The following is a 16,323-nucleotide window of genomic DNA, read 5'->3' as shown; positions in this document are numbered from 1 at the left end:
ACGATGACGGTGGACAGCAGACGGGCGTTTCTCGGTACGGCGCTGGGCGCGGCTCTCGCCCTCCCGGCCTCCGGCGCCTCAGCGGTGACCGGGGCGGCAGGGGCTTCGCAAGCGGCGCAGGGCTGCGGGTCACGGCGGATCCCCCGTTCCGGACTCGGCATGCACCTGTACACCATGCGCACCGCGCTGGCCGCCGACTTCGCGGGCACGCTGGCCCGGCTCGCGGCCATGGGGTACGCGACCGTGGGCGTCAGCGGCCGCCACGGCCGGAGCGCCGGGGAGATCCGGCGGCTCCTGGACGCGGTGGGCCTGCGGGCCGTCCTGGAGCACATCGGGTACGACGTGCTGCGCGGCGACGGGCTGCCGGGCGCGCTGGCGGATCTGCGGACCCTGGGCGCGCGCTGGCCGGTGGTCCCGAGCCTGCCCCGGGCGATGCACACCCCGGCCGGTTTCCGGGCGGCGGCCCGGGAGTTCGACCGGATCGGGGCCGCCTCCCGCGCCGCCGGCCTCGGGCGGCTGCTCTTCCACAACCACGGGACGGACCACGAGGTGGTGGACGGTGAGCGGCTGTACGACATCCTGCTCACGGAGACCGATCCGGAGCTGGTCGGTTTTGAACTGGACCTCTACTGGGCAGTCAAGGGCGGCGCCGACCCGGGGGCGCTGTTCCTCGGCCACCGGCACCGGTTCCCGGCGGTCCATGTCAAGGACATGGCCGCGGACGGGGGCTTCGCCGATGTGGGCTCGGGGGTGCTGGACTTCGCGGCCATGTTCCGGACCGCGCGCGCCGGCGGCGTACGACAGTGGCTGGTGGAGCACGACCGGCCCGCCGACCCCTTCGCGACGGCGCTGACGAGCCACCGGTATCTGGCCGCGCTGCGGTACTGAGCAACGGCGGCCCGGCCGCTCAGTCCCCCATCCCCTCCCCCTCCCCCGGCGACGCCGGTGCGGTCGATGTCGCGCCGAGCAGGGCCCGTACCCGGGCCGTGGCCGTCCGGAACTCCCGCCGCTCCACCGTCGCCGCGAACTCCCGGCGGGGCCCGAGCCCCACCTCGACGACCCCGGTGACCGTCCCCGGCCGCGGGCTCATCACCACCACCCGGTCCGCGAGCACGCACGCCTCCGAGACCGAGTGGGTCACCAGCAGCACCGTGGTGCCGGTCTCCCGCCAGATCCGGTTCAGCTCGGTGTTCAGCTGCTCCCGGGTGAGCGCGTCGAGCGCGCCGAACGGCTCGTCCATGAGCAGGACGGGTGGTTCGTGCAGCAGGGCCCGGCAGAGCGCGACCCGCTGCCGCATCCCGCCGGACAGTTCGTGCGGATAGGCGTCCTCGAAGCCGTCGAGCCCGGTCATGGTGATCAGTTCGGCGGCCCGCCGGGCGGCGGTCTCCTTCGCCATACCCCGGATCTCGGCCTGGAGCAGGATGTTCCGCCGGGCCGAGCGCCACTCCAGGAGCGCGGCCCGCTGAAAGACGAAGCCGATGTCGTGGCGGGGGCCGGTGACCGGTTCGCCGCTGAGCCGCACCTCGCCCGCCGTCGGCGCCAGCAGCCCGGCGACCAGTTTGAGGAGGGTGGACTTCCCGCACCCCGAGGGGCCGACGATGGCGGTGAACTCCCCGGCGGCGACGGAGAGTCCCACGCCGGTCAGGGCGGTGACCTCCCGGCGCCGGGTACGGAACCGGACCGCCACCCCGTCGAGGGCGACCGCGCCGGCCGGGGCGGGCGCCGTCTCGCGCCGTGCCCCCGCTCCCCTGCCGATGGCCATCGGCGGCTCAGCCCTTCGGTCCGACGGTGCTGTCCCAGTACTCCCGTACCGGCTTCGGATCCTTGACCAGACCGGCCTGCGCGAAGACGTCGATGGTCCGCTGCCAGTCGGCCTCGGTGTTGACCCCGGGCGCCCTGCCCCGGGTGGCCGGGGTGTGCAGCAGCCCCAGCGTCGTCGTGAGCTGCTCGGTCAGCACCGGCGCCGGCGGCAGCTGCCCGCTCGCCCCCTTCATCGCGGCCACCGCGTCGCCCGGCGCCCGGCGCGCGGCGGCGAAGGACTCGCTGACCGCCCTGACCATCCGGGCGGCCAGGTCCTTCCGCTGGTTGAGCCGGCGCTCCGAGACGATCAGACCGTTGGAGTAGAAGTTCAGGCCGTGCTCGGCGAAGCGCAGATAGCCGACCTCGCGCCCGGACTTGTGCCGCATGGTGGGCCCCTGGTCGCTGGCGTAACCGAGCAATGCGTCGGTACGCCCCGAGATCACCGCGGCGATCTTGCCCGCGGGATCGGTGTTCCGGACGGCGACATCGGACTCGGCGATGCCGTTCCGCCTCAGGAAGACGGGGAAGGTCCGGGAGAGGGCGTCACCGGCGGTGCCCGCGACGGTCCGGCCCACGAGGTCGGCGGGGGCGGAGATCCCCTCGGACGCGAGGAACTGCACCGAGGCCGGCGTGGTCTGGAGGAAGACCCCGAGGCTTCTGACCCCGACCCCGGAGTCGACACCGGCGAGCAGCGCGGGGGTGTCGGCCCAGCCGAAGTCGGTCCGGCCCGCGCCCGTGGCCTGGACGGTCTTCTGGGAGCCCTGCCCGGCGCGGACCGTGAGGTCGATGCCGTGCTTCTCGAAGATCTTCCGCCGCTCGCCGTAGTAGAAGGGCGCGTGCTCCCCGTACGGGTACCAGTTGAGGGTGAGGGTGACCCGGTCCAGCTTCCGGCCCGATTCGATGGTCGTGGTCCCGCCCGTGTCGTCGCCGCAGGCCGTGGCGGTGAGCAGGAGGAGCGGCAGGAGGCCGGAGAGCGTTCGGCGCGCGATCATGGCGGGTCCTTCCCGTCGGCGTGGGTCCGTGGGGGCGGGCGGCCTCAGTAGGCGGTGGTGGCGCCGGTGTCCCGGCGGCTGGCGTGCCAGGGCAGCAGCAGCTTCTCGGCCAGTTCGACCAGGACGAAGAGGACGACCCCGATCAGGGACATCACCAGCAGGGCGGCGAAGAGCACCGGGGTGTCGAGATTTCCGTTGGCCTGGAAGATGACATAGCCGAGCCCTTCGTCGGCGCCGACGAACTCGCCGACGACGGCCCCGGTCACGGCGAGGGTGACGGCGACCTTGAGCCCGGCGAAGAGATGCGGCAGCGAGGCGGGGAAGCGAATCCTGGTGAAGGTCTGCCAGGGGCCCGCGCCCATGGTGGCGGCGAGGTCGAGCATCTCCGGATCCACCGACCTGAGGCCGGTGACCATGGAGATGACGACGGGGAAGAAGGCGATCAGCACCGCGATGAGGATCTTGGGCGCGGTGCCGAAGCCGAGCCAGACGACGAAGAGCGGGGCGACGGCGATCTTCGGGACGACCTGGGCGAAGAGCAGGATGGGGTAGAGCGTCTTCTCGACGGTCGCGGAGTAGACCATGATCACGGCGGCGAGCACTCCGACGGCCACCGCGATGCCGAAGCCGAGCAGGGTCTCGTAGGTGGTCACCCAGGTGTGCTGCCAGAGATAGCCGGGCCGGCCGGTGAGCACGTCGAGCGTGGCGCCGGGCGAGGGGACGAGATAGGGCTCGACCAGTTCGGCGGCGGCCACCGCCCACCAGGCGGCGAAGCAGGCGAGCAGCAGGGCGGCGGGGCGCCAGGTCCGTTCCGCGGCGCGGGCCGCCCGCTCCGCGCCGCCCGGTCGGTCACGCCGGGCGACACCGGGGACGTCCCGGGGCGCTCCTGTGGCGGCACTCTGGCCGGCGACACTCTGGCTCACGGTCGGCTCCTCCGGTCTCCGGAGCGGTCACGGTGGGGGATCGCACTGGTGGGACGCTCGGGGGCATCCCCGGGCGGCATCCCTCGGGCGGCATCGCGGTGCGCGCGGCGGGCGGGCCGCCGCGTGTGTCCCGGCCGGGGCGGTCGCCGCGCGGGCCGGGGCCGTGGCCGGTACGCGCCCTGTCGGTGGGTGCGCCGGTCGGCGATGATGGGAACACGCTCGCAGAAAGCGCTTTCTGACAGAGTGTCGTCACGCTAATGACTTGCCGGACACACGGTCAAGGGGGCGGAGCCCGCCGGTTCCGGGAGGGCGGGTTCCGGGCTCCCGGGAGGTGGTGCGGTGGATCTCCGGACACGGGCTCCCGGCCAGGGGCCTGCGGGGCGGACCAGGACGGACCAGGACGGACCGTGGTACGCCGGAATCCGGGGTACGGATCGCCGGCCCACTGGCCCGTACCCCCGCACACCCGCACGCTCCCGGGCTCCCGGGCTCCCGGGCAGGATCCGGCCCCGACGCCCAGGCCCATGCCTCTGCACAGGAAGGGGGATCCGATGCCCGCACCGACCCAGCAGCCCGCCCCGGGCCCGTTCGGGGACGCCCTGCCCGTCGAACGGGTCGAGACCTTCGCGGTGGCCCTGCCCACCCGCCGTTCCTTCTCCGTGTCGGGCGGACCGGTCACCGTCGCCGGGCGGCCGTCGATCCGGATCCTGGTCCGGGTGACGGCCCGGGGCGGCGCGCACGGCTGGGGCGAGGCGACCCCGCTCCCCTCCTGGACGGACGAGACCGCCGAGTCCATCGTCACCACGGTCGACCGCTATCTCGCGCCCGCCCTGCTCGGCCTGCCCGCCTGGCATCTGGACGCGGTGGACCGGGCCTTCGACCGGGCGATCAGCCGTGGCTACACGATCGGGGCGCCGCTGGCCCGCGGCGCCCTCGACATGGCGCTGCACGATCTCCTCGGCCGCGCCGCCGGAGTGCCGCTCGGCGTGCTCTGGGGCCAGCGCCGGCGCGACACCGCCGAACTCGGCTGGATCGTCTCGGGCGGCACCCCCGCCGAGGCGGCCCAGAGCGTCGCCGAGGGGGTGTCCGCCGGGTACCGCGCCTTCAAGGTCAAGATCGGGCTGTACGGGGAGGAGGGCGACGCGGCCGTGGTGGCGGCCGTCCGCGAGCACGCGCCGACGGCCGCGCCGGTCTGGGTGGACGCGAACCAGGCCGTACACCGCGCAGACCGCCCTGCGGATGGCCCGGCGGCTGGACGGCATCGGGGTCTCGGTCTTCGAACAGCCGCTGCCCGCCAATGACATCGCGGGGCTGCGGCGGCTGCGGGAGCACTCGCCGGTGCCGGTCGCCCTGGACGAGAGCCTGCGCCACCCCAGCGATCTCGCGACGTTCGTCCGGCTGGATGCGGTCGACGTGGCCATCGCCAAGGTGCAGCGGAGCGGCGGCCTCACCCTCTCGCGCCGGCTCTGCTCCCTGGCCGAGGAGTGCGGCGTACGGCTGATGGGATCGGGGCTGACCGATTCCGATCTGGGGCTCGCGGCCTCGCTCCATCTCTTCGCGGCGTACGGGATCGACACGCCGGTCGATCTCAACGGCCGGCAGTTCGTCGAATCGCCCTATGCGGTCGAGACCGTACGGGTGGTGGGCGGCAAGGCATACGTTCCCGACACTCCCGGTCTCGGGGTCGTGGTGAATGAGACGGTGGTGCGGAAGCTCTCGGTCGACATCCTGGAGCACTGGAGGTGAAAAGGGCGCGCGTCGACCCTCCCACGCGCCCCGGAACATGAGGGGAGGACCCCCGGCACTCCCCGGCATTACCGAGGGAATCGGGATAAAGCGCCGCTCCGATCGCCGCCGGGGAGGGGGCGCACGCGCAGGAGGTTGCCGCTGGGCACGCTTCCCGCTCCCCTGCGCACCACGCACGCCGGCCCAACGCTTCAGAGCGCCGGGACGGCCGGTTCTGTGCTCCAACCGCCCTGCTCAGATGCGTCCGATTCCGTCCTGGTCTATGCCGTATCGGTTCTTCAGTTGGTGCCGAATGACGCGGCTGTGCACGCCTGGGACGGCCCGCCGCCCGCCGCCGCGCCCGTGGCGCGAATCCATCGGGTTCGGCAGGTGGCACATGAGAGCCCGGGGGGAATGCCGTACGGCAGTGACCGAGGTGGTCGGCCGCCCGGTGCCGGGACACCGCACCGGGGGGATCGGAGGGACCACCGCCGCCGCACGCACCACCTGTCCGAACAACCGCACGGGCAGGCAGGCATGTCGCACAGGAAGGCTCGCGATGGACGGGTACTTCACCAATCGGCTCCACGATCAACTGCGCAGTGATGTACGGGCGTTCGCGGAGCGGGAGGTAAGGCCGCGGATCGCCGCCATGGAGACATCGCGCGGCGCGCACCGCGAGCTGTCCCGGCTGATAGCCCGCCAGGGCTGGCTCGGCGCCACGATCGGCCGCGAGTACGGCGGCATGGGGGCCGGTCATCTCGCCAAGACCGTCGTCATCGAGGAACTGTCCCGGGTCAGCGGGGCGATGGGGGCCATGCTCCAGGCATCCCAGCTGGGCGTAGCCAAGATCGTCCACTTCGGCAGCGACGCGCAGAAGCGCGCCTGGCTGCCGCTGATCGCCGCCGGCCGCTGCCTGCCGACGATCGCCGTGACCGAACCGGACTCGGGCGGCCATGTGCTGGGGATGACCGCGTCGGCGGTGCGCGACGGGGACGACTACGTCCTCAACGGGCGCAAGGTGTACGTCGGCAACAGCCATGTGGGCGACCTCCACGGTGTGGTGGCCAGAACCGGACCGGGCTCCAGAGGGCTGACCGCCTTCCTCGTGGAGGCGGACCGGCCCGGCTGCACCGTCGGGGAGCAGCGGCCCGCGATGGGGCTGCACGGCTTCAGCTTCGGCGAGCTGCTCTTCCGCGACTGCCGGGTGCCGGCGGCCAACCGGCTGGGGCACGAGGGCGACGGCCTCTCCGTGGCGTACTCCTCCAGTGTGCTGTACGGGCGGGCCAACCTCACCGCCGTCTCGCTCGGGATCCACCAGGCGATCCTGGACGAGACCACGGCCTTCTGCGCGGAGCGGCACCGCTACGGCAAGCCCCTGCACGATCTGCCGTCGGTCCGGCTGAAGCTGGGCAAGCTCCAGTCCCGGCTGATGACCGCGCGGCTGGCGGCGTATCACGCCGTGCATCTGCTGGACCGCGGGCTGTCCTGCGACGCGGAGCTGATGAACGCCAAGCTGATCAACGTGGAGTCGGCGATCGACTCCGCCCGCAACGCGATGGAGATACACGCCGCCGCCGGGCTCTTCGCCGACCGTCCCATGGAGCGCTATCTGCGGGACGCGTTCCACCTGTTCGCCCCGGCGGGGACCTCCGACATCCAGCTGCTGCGGCTGGCCGAGGTGGCGCTCGGGGTGGACAAGGGGCAGTGGTCCCAGCGGCTGTCCGGGAGCGCCCGGCTGGAGCCGGCGGTCTGACCCGGCCCGCCGGACGGCGGATACGGATCACGGGGGGCGTGCGCCGGGCCCGGAACGGGGGGCCGGACCCGGCGGCGCGCGCGTCCCTGACCCGTTCACCCGCGTGCGCCCTGCCCGTTGACCCGCGTGCGTCCCTGCCCGTTCACCCGCGCGGGTAGGGGCCGTCGAACGTCAGAAGCGGCCGTCCTCGCGCCGGTGGATCTGCGCCACCAGCTCCGCCGCCAGGGCCTTGATCGTCTCCAGGCCCGCCCGCCCCCAGGGCCGGGGTTCGGTGTCCACCACGCAGATGGTGCCGAGCGCGATCCCGGTGCGGTCGATCAGCGGGGCACCGAGATAGGACCGGATGCCGATCTCGTCCACGACGGGGTTCCCCGCGAACCGCGGGTAGTCGCAGACGTCCTCCAGCACCAGCGCCTTGCGCCGTACCACCACGTGCGGGCAGTAGCCGTGGTCCCGGGCCATGACCCTGCTGACCGCCCCGCCGGACGCGGCGGCGGCGGTCAGCGAGCCGCCGTTGTGCCGCCCGGAGGGGGTGTGCAGCCCGGCGAAGTACTGCCGGTTCTCGTCAATGAAGTTGACCATGGCGTAGGGGGCGCCGGTGACCTGGGCGAGCCGGTCCGCGAAGGTGTCGAAGGCGGGGTCGGGCCGGTCCCCGAAGCCGAGCCGGCGCAGCCGCCGGACCCGGACGGGCGCCTCCGGGTCGACGGGGGTCAGCAGCAGATGGCCCGTGGGGTCGTACGTCATGTCGGTGCTCCATAGCTCGGTTCCGGTGCGGGCGCGGCGGTGGTCGTGGTCAGGAGGTGCTGGACGAGGGTGACCAGGGTGCCGATGCCCGAGCTGGCGATCCGGGCGTCGCACATCACCACCGGCACCTGCGCCGGGAGGCCGAGCGCGGTACGGACCTCGTCCGGTTCGTAGCGGTAGGCGCCGTCGAACTCGTTGACCGCGACCACGAACGGCATGCCCCGCTCCTCGAAGAAGTCCACGGCGGAGAAGGAGTCCTGGAGCCGGCGGGTGTCGGCGAGGACGACGGCGCCCAGCGCGCCCCGGCACAGCTCGTCCCACATGAACCAGAAGCGCTCCTGGCCGGGCGTGCCGAAGAGGTACAGCACATGGCGCCGGTCGAGGCTGAGCCGGCCGAAGTCCATGGCCACCGTGGTCCGCGTCTTGTCCTCGACGCCGTCCAGCGGGTCCGTCGCCACGCTGACCTGGGTCAGCAGCTCCTCCGTGCTCAGCGGGTCGATCTCGCTGACCGCTCCCACGAAGGTCGTCTTGCCCACCCCGAAGCCTCCCGCGACGAGGATCTTCAGGGCGGTGGGGGAGTCGTCCGGCACGCCGGTGTTCGCCGGGTGTCCACCCGGGCGGTCTGCGTCAGAGCCGTCGTCGTAGGCCATCGAGCACTGCCTCCAGCAAGGAACGGTCGGTCGGTGTCACAGGACTGCGGGGCGCTCGGGCGGCGATCGCCCCGCAGTCGACGAGGTCGGAGAGCAGCACTTTGGTGACGCCCGCCGGGAGTCCCAGGTGCGCCGAGACCTCGGCGACCGGGACCGGAGCGGCGCACAGGCCGAGTACGAGGGCGTGCTCGGGCCCGAGGTGCCGCGCCGGTGCGGTCCCGGTGGCCACCACCAGGGAGAGCAGGTCCAGGGCCGCGGTGGGCCGGGTCCTGCCGCCGCTCGCCGTGTACGGCCGGACGATCCGGCCGGCGTCGTCGTCGAGAAGGGGCCCGTCCTGGGGGGCGGGCACGGTCAGTGCCCCGCGGTGCTCGGTGTCCCCCCGGCCTGCCGGGCCGGGGTGGTGAGATAGGGACGTACGCTCTTGACCAGCATCGCCATCTCGTAGCCGAGGACGGCGGCGTCCGCCTCCCGGTCGGCGAGCACGGCCAGGCAGGTGCCGGAGCCCGCGGTGGAGACGAACAGCAGGGTGGAGTCCAGTTCCACGACGACCTGGCGTACCTCGCCGCCGTCGCCGAAGCGCGCTCCGGCGCTGCGGCCCAGCGAGTAGAGGCCGGAGGCCAGCGCCGCCAGATGGTCGGCGCTGTCGGGGTCCAGCCCGTGGACGGATTTCACCAGGCCGTCGGAGGAGAGCAGTACCGCGTGGCGGGTGTAGGGCACCCGCTGGACCAGACCGCCCAGCAGCCAGTCGAGGTCCGATACATGACCGGTCGGCACATCGCTCGCCATGGTGCATCTACTCCTTGGGGATGTCGTCGTGACGCTGTGGTTCGGGGTGGGGAGCGGGGGCGTCCGCCGGGAGGGTGTAGAGGAGGGACGGCGGCGGCTCCGCCTCCGCGAGCCGGATGCCGCGCCGGAAGGCGGCCATCAGGCCGGGGTCGTGGAGCGCGGGCCCGGTGGGGGTGGTGGGGGTGGTGCCCGTGCCGGGGTTCGGCGGGCCCGCTCTCAGCTGCGGGGCCAGATGTTCCTGGCTGCGCCGGGTGGGCAGCGACGGCCGCTCCGAGCCGCCGCGTACGGCCCCGATGGGCAGGACGGGCGTCGTGCCGGGCCGCTCCCTGGCTCCGGGGCCCGCGGGCTCGGCGCGGCGGTGCGTGGTGGGGCGCGCGGCGCCCGGACGGGGGCGGTCCGCGCTCCCGGAGCGGACGGGCAGCGGGGCGAGCGCGCGGGCCGGTGCGTACGCGGGTCCTGGCCCGGGTTCCCGGTCGGCGTGGTGGTCGGGGCGGTCGGGTTCGCGGGGGCGGTCGCCGTGCGGGTGGCCCTCCTCGTGGGATCGGCCCCGGTCGTCCGGACGGTCCCGGTCGGTGTGGTGGTCGGGGCGGTCGGGGTGGTCGCGGTCCCCCGCCGTCGACGGCGCGGTGGCCGGGGAGCGCTCCGGCACCGGAGGTACGGGCGGTACGGGCGGTACGGGCGGTACGGGAGGGGCAGAGCGGGCCGGTGGGTGTTCCCACTGCGCGGGCGGTACGGGCTGGTCCGCGCGGGCGGCGGCCCCCGGGGGCCCGTACACCGGTGGGAGCTGTTGTTCCGGTACGCGCGGCAGCTGCGGGGCGGCCGGTCCGCGGGGGACGGGTGCCGGGGTGGCCACCTGCGGCCGGGGGCGTTCCGTGCCCAGGGCCGGCGTGGCCCGTCCGAGGCCGCCCGGCCCGCCGCCGGTGCCGATGAGTCCCTGGGGCAGGACGAGAACGGCCTGCACCCCGCCGTAGATGTTGGACTGGAGCCGGACCGCGATGCCGTGGCGGCGGGCGAGTGCCGCCACCACGAACAGGCCGATCCGGCCGTCCTGGAGCAGCCGGGCCACACTCACCTGGTCCGGGTCGGCGAGGAGCGCGTTCATCCGGTCCTGCTCCGGCAGCGGCATGCCCAGGCCGCGGTCCTCGACCTCCACGGCGATCCCGGCGGTGACGTGCTGGGCGCGCAGCTGCACCTGGGTGTGCGGGCTGGAGAACGCGCAGGCGTTCTCGACCAGTTCGGCGAGGAGGTGGATCACGTCGGCGACGGCGTGGCCGCGCAGGGTGCCGTCGACCGGGGGCACCAGTTTGACCCGGGGGTACTGCTCGACCTCGGCGATCGCCGAACGCAGCACCTCGGTCATGGTGACCGGGCTGGACCACTGCCGGCGGGAGATGGCGCCGCCGAGGACGGCCAGGTTCTCCGCGTGCCGGCGGATGCGGGTGGCGAGGTGGTCGATCTGGAAGAGGCCCTTGAGCAGATCGGGGTCCTCGACGTCGTTCTCCAGGTCGTCCAGGAGCTGGATCTCCCGCTGGACGAGGGACTGGAGCCGACGCGCCAGGTTGACGAAGACCTCCAGCTTCTGTTCGCTGCCGACGCTGGTGGAGAACCGGGACGCCTGGACCACGGCGTGGACGGCGCTCTCGTGAGCCCGGCCCAGTTCCACGGCGAGGTCGTCGAGTTCGTCCCGCTGGGGCGGGTCGGGCTGGGGGCCGCCGGGGGCCTCGGGGCCGCTCTCGCCGCGCTGGAGCCCGTCGACCACCGTGCGCAGATCGGCCTGGCGCCGCTCGGTGGCGCGCTGGAGGGCGTGGCACCGCTGGAGCAGGGAGGCGGCCATCCGTTCGGCGCCGGACGCGGCGGCGGCGACCGCCGCTATGGCGAGCCCGGCGGCGGCGGTCAGCACGGTCCACAGCGCGGCGGTCGGCTCGGGGGCCGCGGTGTGCACGGTGAAGGCCACGGCCGTGGCCCCGCTGACGGCGCTGACCAGGGCGGGCAGTACGGCGGTGCGGAGCAGACGCGGACGGATGCGGTCCTCCGGCGAGGGCGGCCGGGGACGCGGCCCGTCCGCCACGGGGGCGGGGTGGGGGTCCTGCCGGCCGTGGCGTCCCCCGTCCCGGAGGTCGGGCCGCATGGCGGGTGCGCGTAAGGGAGTCATCGGCGTCCTTGGTACGTGGGGGTCCCAGGGTTCGGCGGGTACTGCGTGGGGATCTCGCTGGTACTGGGGGTGGGGGTACGGCGCGGACAACGGCGTTCCGGCAGGGGCGGGATGAGCCCACCGTTGATCACCGGCAACACACGGTAGTCGTCCAACGAGCAAGGATGCCGGGGAGTTGACAAACTTCCCCGCTATTCACCCCGCTCTGGTATGAGGCCCCGTACTCCGGTACGAAAAAGACGCGCTGCTTCCGGCGTCCGGCGGGGGTTTCGCGGCGGATCCCGGAGGTCCGTCGGGCCGGTGGAGGCCGGAAGACGGCGCGGCCCCCGCCGTGGGGGCGGGGGCCGCGCTCGGGTGGCGCCTGTCCGTATCGGGACGCACCAGGCCGTATCAGGTCATACCGATCGGGGTCAGGGGGCGGGGGTCGCCATCCCGGAGGAACCGGACCCGGTCGCCGGGTCGGGCTCGGCCGCCGGGCCGGAGGTGGAGCCGACCGACGCCGTGGCCGACCCGGACTCACGGACGGTGACGGCGGCCGGGGCGGGGGCCGTGGCCGGGGCCTCCGTGGCGCCTCCCGTCCGGGGGGTGGGCCCGGGCACGGCGACGGCACGCCACCAGCGCTCGGTGGGGAGTGCGTCCCCGGTCGGCTCGAACGGCTCCCCGGGCCGGGGCAGCGCGACCGGCGCGCCCGCGTCCCCGGCGGCGGTGACCGTGTCCTCCGCCGGCTCCGACCAGGGGTGCGGGGCGAGGTTGAAGGTGCCCCAGTGGATCGGCAGCAGCACCCCGGCGGGCCGGCCGCCCTGGAGGTCGAGGTGGGCCCGCGTCCCCTCGGCCGGTGTCATATGGATGTCCGGCCAGTACTCGCTGTAGGCGCCGATCTGGATCATCGTGGCGTCGAACGGGCCGTGGCCCGCGCCGATGCCCTGGAAGCCCGGGAAGTAGCCGGTGTCGCCGCTGTGGTAGATCCGGTGCTCGGGGCCGGCGACGACCCAGGAGGCCCACAGGGCGTGCTGCTGGTTGCGCAGTCCGCGGCCGCAGAAGTGCCGGGCGGGGGTGGCGGTGAGCCTCAGGCCCGCCACCCGGGTGGACTCGTTCCAGTCCAGCTCGCGCAGCCGGTCGGGGGCGACGCCCCAGCGCTCCAGATGGGCCCCGACGCCCAGCGGTACGGCGAACACCGTGCCGGTGGCGGCGAGCGCCCTGATCGTGGGGAGGTCGAGGTGGTCGTAGTGGTCGTGGGAGATCACGACCGCGTCGACCGGACCGAGGGCGGCGAGCGGCACGGGCACGGGGTGCAGGCGCTTGGGGCCGGCGAAGGTGAAGGGGGAACAGCGGTCGCCCCAGACCGGGTCGAAGAGGATCCGGGCACCGTCGATCTCGGCCAGGACGCTCGAATGGCCCATCCAGGTGAGCCGGAGTCCCGTACGCGGAGGGCGGGCGAGGTCGGCCCGGGTGTCGGGGTGCAGGGGCACCGGCCCGGCGGGCGTCCTGCGGGCCCGCGCCTCCTTGTGGAAGTAGATCTTGGCGAACTCGGCCATGGAGGCCCCGGAGGGTCTGGTCCGCGCCCCGACCGGGTTCTGGAAGGAGCCGTCGGCGAAGTTCGGTGAGCGGCGGATCCGCTCCCACCGCTCCCCGGCCGGGTCCGCGCCGAAGGGCGCCGGGCGCAGCGCGCGCAGCCGGGATGTCAGCGATGCGGGGTTGCCAGCGCCGGTCACGGCACCTCCAGGTGTCGGGTCTTCCCATTATGTGCGTGGCCCGCCACAGCGCGGCTGGAGAGCCGCCACAGGGGAGGTTTCACGGACCGTGACCGCCGCGCTCCGTACGGTCGCCGGGGCGGGCGTCCGGGCCGGTCGGGGCCGGGTTCCGGGGGCGCGCCGGAGAGGGGCGCCGACCGGGCGCGGGGGTCCAGGGTCACGATCGGACCAACGTCGCTCGCGGCGCGGGTGTTCCTGAATCGGGCGGACTTCGAGAACAACCCCGGGGCGATGGCCGCTTCCGGTGCGCCCGGCGCGCCCGGCGGGGAGTTGGCCGCGCCGGGCGATCCGCTCCGGCCGTGGGCCCTCCGGGGCCGTCCCGGCCTCCCGCGCGGGTGGTGGCGGACGGGCAGGCCGCACCGCAGTCGGCAGTCCGCGCCCGGACCCACCGGCGCACCCGGGTCGGTCGGCGCTTCGGCCCGCCCGACACCGCCTCGGCACGGGCCCGGCGGCGTGGCCGGACCTGCGGACCGCCACGCTGCCCGCGCCCGGGGGAGGGGAGAGCCGACCGCCGCACGGGCCGACGCCCCTCCCCCGGGCAGACCGGCCCGCGGGCCCCTTCCCCTGCCCATCCGGGCGCGCCCGCCCCGGCTCAGCGCTTCCCCGAGGACTCCGCGCGGACGCCTCCCCGGGTGGTTCGGCCGGCGGCCCGGCTCCCGGCGCACCAGGGGGGCGGGCCCTGCGCGCGGGAAAGGGTCCGGCCCTCGGCACGCGCCACCGCGGCAGACCCGCCGGTACCACCTCTCGCACCGCCTGTCCCCGACGGAACCCGGCGGACCTCCGCACCCCGCCGACGGGTGGCTCCCCGAACGGAGGGATACTCCGGTACGAGCGGCCCGTGCGCCGCGCCCCGCTCCGGCGCCGGCGGGCCCGGCGCGGCCGCTCTTCCGCCGGGAGGCGAAGGGGCGTACGGTCCGCGCCATTTCGGGCCGGGCCCGTCGGCGATCATGTTGACAGCGCGGCTCACCGCTCCGGCATACTGACCAACGGTTCAGTTGATTCGCCGGGGTCCGGTGGGCGGCGCACCCCGGCCGTCCCGCAACGGCCGCTGTCCCCACACCGAGGAGACCCCGATGACCGCTCCCCTGCTGTCGCTCACCTGGACCGACCATGTCACCGGCCGCCGGGGCCACCTCGTCGTGGACCGGCTCGTGCGCGGGGTCTCCAGCGGCGGGCTGCGGATGCGGGCGGGCTGCACCCTGGAGGAGGTGGCGGGGCTCGCCCGGGGCATGACGATGAAGGAGGCCCTGCACTACGACCCGCAGGGCCGGTACATACCCCTCGGCGGCGCCAAGGGCGGCATCGACTGCGACCCGCAGGACCCGCGCGCCTTCGGTGTCCTCGTGCGCTATCTCCGGGCGATGCGGCCCTACATCGAGACGATCTGGACCACCGGCGAGGATCTGGGCCTCAGCCAGGACACCGTGGACCGGGCCATGGCCGAGGCCGGTCTCGTCTCCTCCGTCCAGGCCGTGTACCGGCTCCTGGACGACGAGGCCGCGGCCCGGCGGCGGCTCGCCGACGCCTTCACCGTCACGGTGGACGGCATGGGCCTCGACGAACTGGTCGGCGGCTGCGGGGTCGCGGAGTCCGTGCTCACCGCCCTGGACCGGGCCAAGGTCCCCCACCGGGGCACCCGGGTCTCCCTCCAGGGGCTCGGGACCATGGGCGGTGCCACGGCCTATTTCCTGGACCGCGCCGGGCTGCGGATCGTGGCCGTCGCCGACATCAAGGGCACCATGGCCAACCCGGACGGCCTCGACATCGCCGCGCTGCTCGCCGCCCGCGATTCCCACGGGGCCGTGGACCGCTCCGCCCTGCGCCCCCGGGACCGGGAGCTGTCGGGCGACGCCTGGCTCTCGGCCGACGCCGATGTCCTGGTGCCCGCGGCCGTCTCGTACGCCATCGACACCACCAACCAGTCCCGGGTACGGGCCCGGTGGATCGCCGAGGCCGCGAACATGCCCGTCCTGCCGGAGGCCGAGGTGCCGCTGGCCCGGCGCGGGGTGACCGTCCTCCCGGACGTCGTCGTCAACTCCGGCACGAACGCCTGGTGGTGGTGGACCCTCTTCGGGGACATCGGAGCCGACGCCGGAGAGGCGTTCGACCACACCCGCCGCTCCATGCGCGAACTCACCGGCCGGATGCTGGAGCGCGCCGCCGCCGACGGCATCACGCCCCGCGCCGCCGCCCACGCGATCGCCGCCGACCGGCTCCCCGTGATCACCGAGCGTTTCGGCTGGTACGGCTGACCCGCCGGCGGGCACGGCCCTCCACCGCCACCGCCCGGCCGGGACCCCCAAAGACCGCTCTGTGTAGGGTGAGTCCGTGGCCAGAGTGCGGTTGAGCGTTGCGGAGCGGCGTGAGGAACTTCTCGGCGCCGCCGTCGAACAAATAGAACGGCGTGGTGTCGCCTCGTTACGGATCGCGGATGTCGCGGCCGCGCTGGGGGTGAGCAACGCCCTGGTGCTGTACCACTTCTCGACCAAGGAGAAGCTGGTCGCCGCCGCCTTCACCCATGCGGCCGACGGCGATCTGGCCCATCTGCGCAAGCTGTTGAGCCGCCGCACGACCGCGCTGCGCAGACTCCGCAGCGCGGTCCGCTGGTACGCGCCGACGGGTACGGCCAAGGGCTGGCGGCTGTGGATCGAGGGGTGGGCGGTGGCCCTGCGCGAGCCCGCGCTGCGGGAGGTGGCACGCGATCTCGACCAGCAGTGGAAGGCCGCGCTGACCGAGGTCATCGCGGAGGGCGCGGCGGCGGGCGAGTTCCGGTGCGCGGACCCGGCCCAGGCGGCCTGGCGGCTCACGGCCTTCCTGGACGGGCTCGCCATCCAGATGACCTCGTACGCCGGATCGCTGTCCCGTGCGGCGATGCTGGCCTGGACGGACGAGGCACTGGCCCGGGAACTCGGCCTGGACCGCGACAGCATGACCGCCGCCGCCCGCCGCTGACGCCCCGGCCCCGCGGCTCGCACCCACTGCGGCCGGCTCCTCCCCGCACCCCGCTCCCCGCTGGCTCCCCCCGCGGCCCCCGGTCGGGCACC

General features: G+C 74.4%; 15 protein-coding genes. 6 read left to right on the top strand and 9 right to left on the bottom strand.

Annotation, left to right across the window (positions count from 1 at the left end; all coding sequences use genetic code 11):
• Positions 1 to 3: 3 nt before the first annotated feature.
• Positions 4 to 888, top strand: a complete 885-nt coding sequence (locus SYYSPA8_RS29595; RefSeq protein ID WP_323450447.1) for a sugar phosphate isomerase/epimerase family protein — start codon at positions 4 to 6, stop codon at positions 886 to 888.
• A 19-nt stretch (positions 889 to 907) separates the two neighbouring features.
• Here the strand turns inward: SYYSPA8_RS29595 and SYYSPA8_RS29590 are convergent, their stop codons facing one another.
• Genes SYYSPA8_RS29590 through SYYSPA8_RS29580 form a run of 3 tightly spaced genes read right to left on the bottom strand, consistent with a single transcriptional unit; the run spans position 908 to position 3,715 of the window.
• Positions 908 to 1,762, bottom strand: a complete 855-nt coding sequence (locus SYYSPA8_RS29590) for an ABC transporter ATP-binding protein (protein WP_323450446.1) — start codon at positions 1,760 to 1,762, stop codon at positions 908 to 910.
• 7 nt (positions 1,763 to 1,769) lie between these two features.
• Positions 1,770 to 2,792 (bottom strand): ABC transporter substrate-binding protein, encoded by a 1,023-nt coding sequence (locus SYYSPA8_RS29585; RefSeq protein WP_323450445.1) that lies wholly within the window; start codon positions 2,790 to 2,792, stop codon positions 1,770 to 1,772.
• A 44-nt stretch (positions 2,793 to 2,836) separates the two neighbouring features.
• Entirely contained in the window at positions 2,837 to 3,715 is an 879-nt protein-coding gene (locus SYYSPA8_RS29580) for an ABC transporter permease (protein WP_323450444.1), read from the bottom strand.
• A 551-nt stretch (positions 3,716 to 4,266) separates the two neighbouring features.
• Here SYYSPA8_RS29580 and SYYSPA8_RS29575 point away from each other — a divergent pair.
• From SYYSPA8_RS29575 to SYYSPA8_RS29565, 3 genes are all read left to right on the top strand, one after another.
• A complete protein-coding gene (locus tag SYYSPA8_RS29575; RefSeq protein ID WP_323450443.1) occupies positions 4,267 to 5,016 on the top strand; it encodes a mandelate racemase/muconate lactonizing enzyme family protein in 750 nt (249 codons plus the stop codon).
• On the top strand, positions 4,955 to 5,461 hold the full coding sequence (locus tag SYYSPA8_RS29570; RefSeq protein ID WP_323450442.1) for a mandelate racemase/muconate lactonizing enzyme family protein: 507 nt from the start codon (positions 4,955 to 4,957) through the stop codon (positions 5,459 to 5,461). Before SYYSPA8_RS29575 ends, SYYSPA8_RS29570 begins: the two co-directional genes overlap by 62 nt.
• A 538-nt stretch (positions 5,462 to 5,999) precedes the next feature.
• Positions 6,000 to 7,196: an acyl-CoA dehydrogenase family protein gene (locus SYYSPA8_RS29565; RefSeq protein ID WP_323450441.1), complete on the top strand. Its 1,197-nt coding sequence runs from the start codon at positions 6,000 to 6,002 to the stop codon at positions 7,194 to 7,196.
• A 171-nt stretch (positions 7,197 to 7,367) separates the two neighbouring features.
• Here the strand turns inward: SYYSPA8_RS29565 and SYYSPA8_RS29560 are convergent, their stop codons facing one another.
• From SYYSPA8_RS29560 to SYYSPA8_RS29535, 6 genes are all read right to left on the bottom strand, one after another.
• Entirely contained in the window at positions 7,368 to 7,940 is a 573-nt protein-coding gene (locus tag SYYSPA8_RS29560; protein ID WP_323450440.1) for a GAF domain-containing protein, read from the bottom strand.
• Entirely contained in the window at positions 7,937 to 8,590 is a 654-nt protein-coding gene (locus SYYSPA8_RS29555) for a GTP-binding protein (protein ID WP_323450439.1), read from the bottom strand. Before SYYSPA8_RS29555 ends, SYYSPA8_RS29560 begins: the two co-directional genes overlap by 4 nt.
• Entirely contained in the window at positions 8,568 to 8,939 is a 372-nt protein-coding gene (locus SYYSPA8_RS29550) for a DUF742 domain-containing protein (RefSeq protein ID WP_323450438.1), read from the bottom strand. The genes SYYSPA8_RS29555 and SYYSPA8_RS29550 overlap by 23 nt, the downstream gene beginning before the upstream one ends.
• A 2-nt stretch (positions 8,940 to 8,941) precedes the next feature.
• Positions 8,942 to 9,376, bottom strand: coding sequence for a roadblock/LC7 domain-containing protein (locus tag SYYSPA8_RS29545; protein WP_323450437.1), 435 nt, complete (start codon positions 9,374 to 9,376; stop codon positions 8,942 to 8,944).
• A 7-nt stretch (positions 9,377 to 9,383) separates the two neighbouring features.
• Entirely contained in the window at positions 9,384 to 11,528 is a 2,145-nt protein-coding gene (locus SYYSPA8_RS29540) for a sensor histidine kinase (protein WP_323450436.1), read from the bottom strand.
• 410 nt (positions 11,529 to 11,938) lie between these two features.
• A complete protein-coding gene (locus SYYSPA8_RS29535; protein ID WP_323450435.1) occupies positions 11,939 to 13,240 on the bottom strand; it encodes an MBL fold metallo-hydrolase in 1,302 nt (433 codons plus the stop codon).
• Positions 13,241 to 14,352: 1,112 nt separating this feature from the next.
• Here SYYSPA8_RS29535 and SYYSPA8_RS29530 point away from each other — a divergent pair.
• Complete coding sequence (locus SYYSPA8_RS29530) at positions 14,353 to 15,531, top strand: Glu/Leu/Phe/Val dehydrogenase dimerization domain-containing protein (protein ID WP_323450434.1); 1,179 nt, start codon at positions 14,353 to 14,355, stop codon at positions 15,529 to 15,531.
• A gap of 76 nt (positions 15,532 to 15,607) precedes the next feature.
• Positions 15,608 to 16,231 carry a TetR/AcrR family transcriptional regulator gene (locus SYYSPA8_RS29525; protein WP_323450433.1) on the top strand — a complete coding sequence of 208 codons (624 nt, stop codon included), beginning with the start codon at positions 15,608 to 15,610 and terminating at the stop codon, positions 16,229 to 16,231.
• Positions 16,232 to 16,323 lie beyond the last annotated feature (92 nt).

Source organism: Streptomyces yaizuensis, assembly GCF_034961445.1.
In the GTDB taxonomy this organism is placed as follows: domain Bacteria; phylum Actinomycetota; class Actinomycetes; order Streptomycetales; family Streptomycetaceae; genus Streptomyces; species Streptomyces yaizuensis.
The sequence above is the reverse complement of the archived record's forward strand: the minus strand, read 5'-3'. Positions and strand labels throughout refer to the sequence as shown.

What these genes read in the sequence shown, in the direction of transcription:
- SYYSPA8_RS29530 (WP_323450434.1), top strand. Translation starts at nt 14,353, where the DNA reads ATGACCGCTCCCCTGCTGTCGCTCACCTGGACCGACCATGTCACCGGC.
- SYYSPA8_RS29560 (WP_323450440.1), bottom strand. Translation starts at nt 7,940, where the DNA reads ATGACGTACGACCCCACGGGCCATCTGCTGCTGACCCCCGTCGACCCG.
- SYYSPA8_RS29540 (WP_323450436.1), bottom strand. Translation starts at nt 11,528, where the DNA reads ATGACTCCCTTACGCGCACCCGCCATGCGGCCCGACCTCCGGGACGGG.
- SYYSPA8_RS29545 (WP_323450437.1), bottom strand. Translation starts at nt 9,376, where the DNA reads ATGGCGAGCGATGTGCCGACCGGTCATGTATCGGACCTCGACTGGCTG.
- SYYSPA8_RS29575 (WP_323450443.1), top strand. Translation starts at nt 4,267, where the DNA reads ATGCCCGCACCGACCCAGCAGCCCGCCCCGGGCCCGTTCGGGGACGCC.
- SYYSPA8_RS29590 (WP_323450446.1), bottom strand. Translation starts at nt 1,762, where the DNA reads ATGGCCATCGGCAGGGGAGCGGGGGCACGGCGCGAGACGGCGCCCGCC.
- SYYSPA8_RS29565 (WP_323450441.1), top strand. Translation starts at nt 6,000, where the DNA reads ATGGACGGGTACTTCACCAATCGGCTCCACGATCAACTGCGCAGTGAT.
- SYYSPA8_RS29570 (WP_323450442.1), top strand. Translation starts at nt 4,955, where the DNA reads ATGGCCCGGCGGCTGGACGGCATCGGGGTCTCGGTCTTCGAACAGCCG.
- SYYSPA8_RS29555 (WP_323450439.1), bottom strand. Translation starts at nt 8,590, where the DNA reads ATGGCCTACGACGACGGCTCTGACGCAGACCGCCCGGGTGGACACCCG.
- SYYSPA8_RS29585 (WP_323450445.1), bottom strand. Translation starts at nt 2,792, where the DNA reads ATGATCGCGCGCCGAACGCTCTCCGGCCTCCTGCCGCTCCTCCTGCTC.
- SYYSPA8_RS29595 (WP_323450447.1), top strand. Translation starts at nt 4, where the DNA reads ATGACGGTGGACAGCAGACGGGCGTTTCTCGGTACGGCGCTGGGCGCG.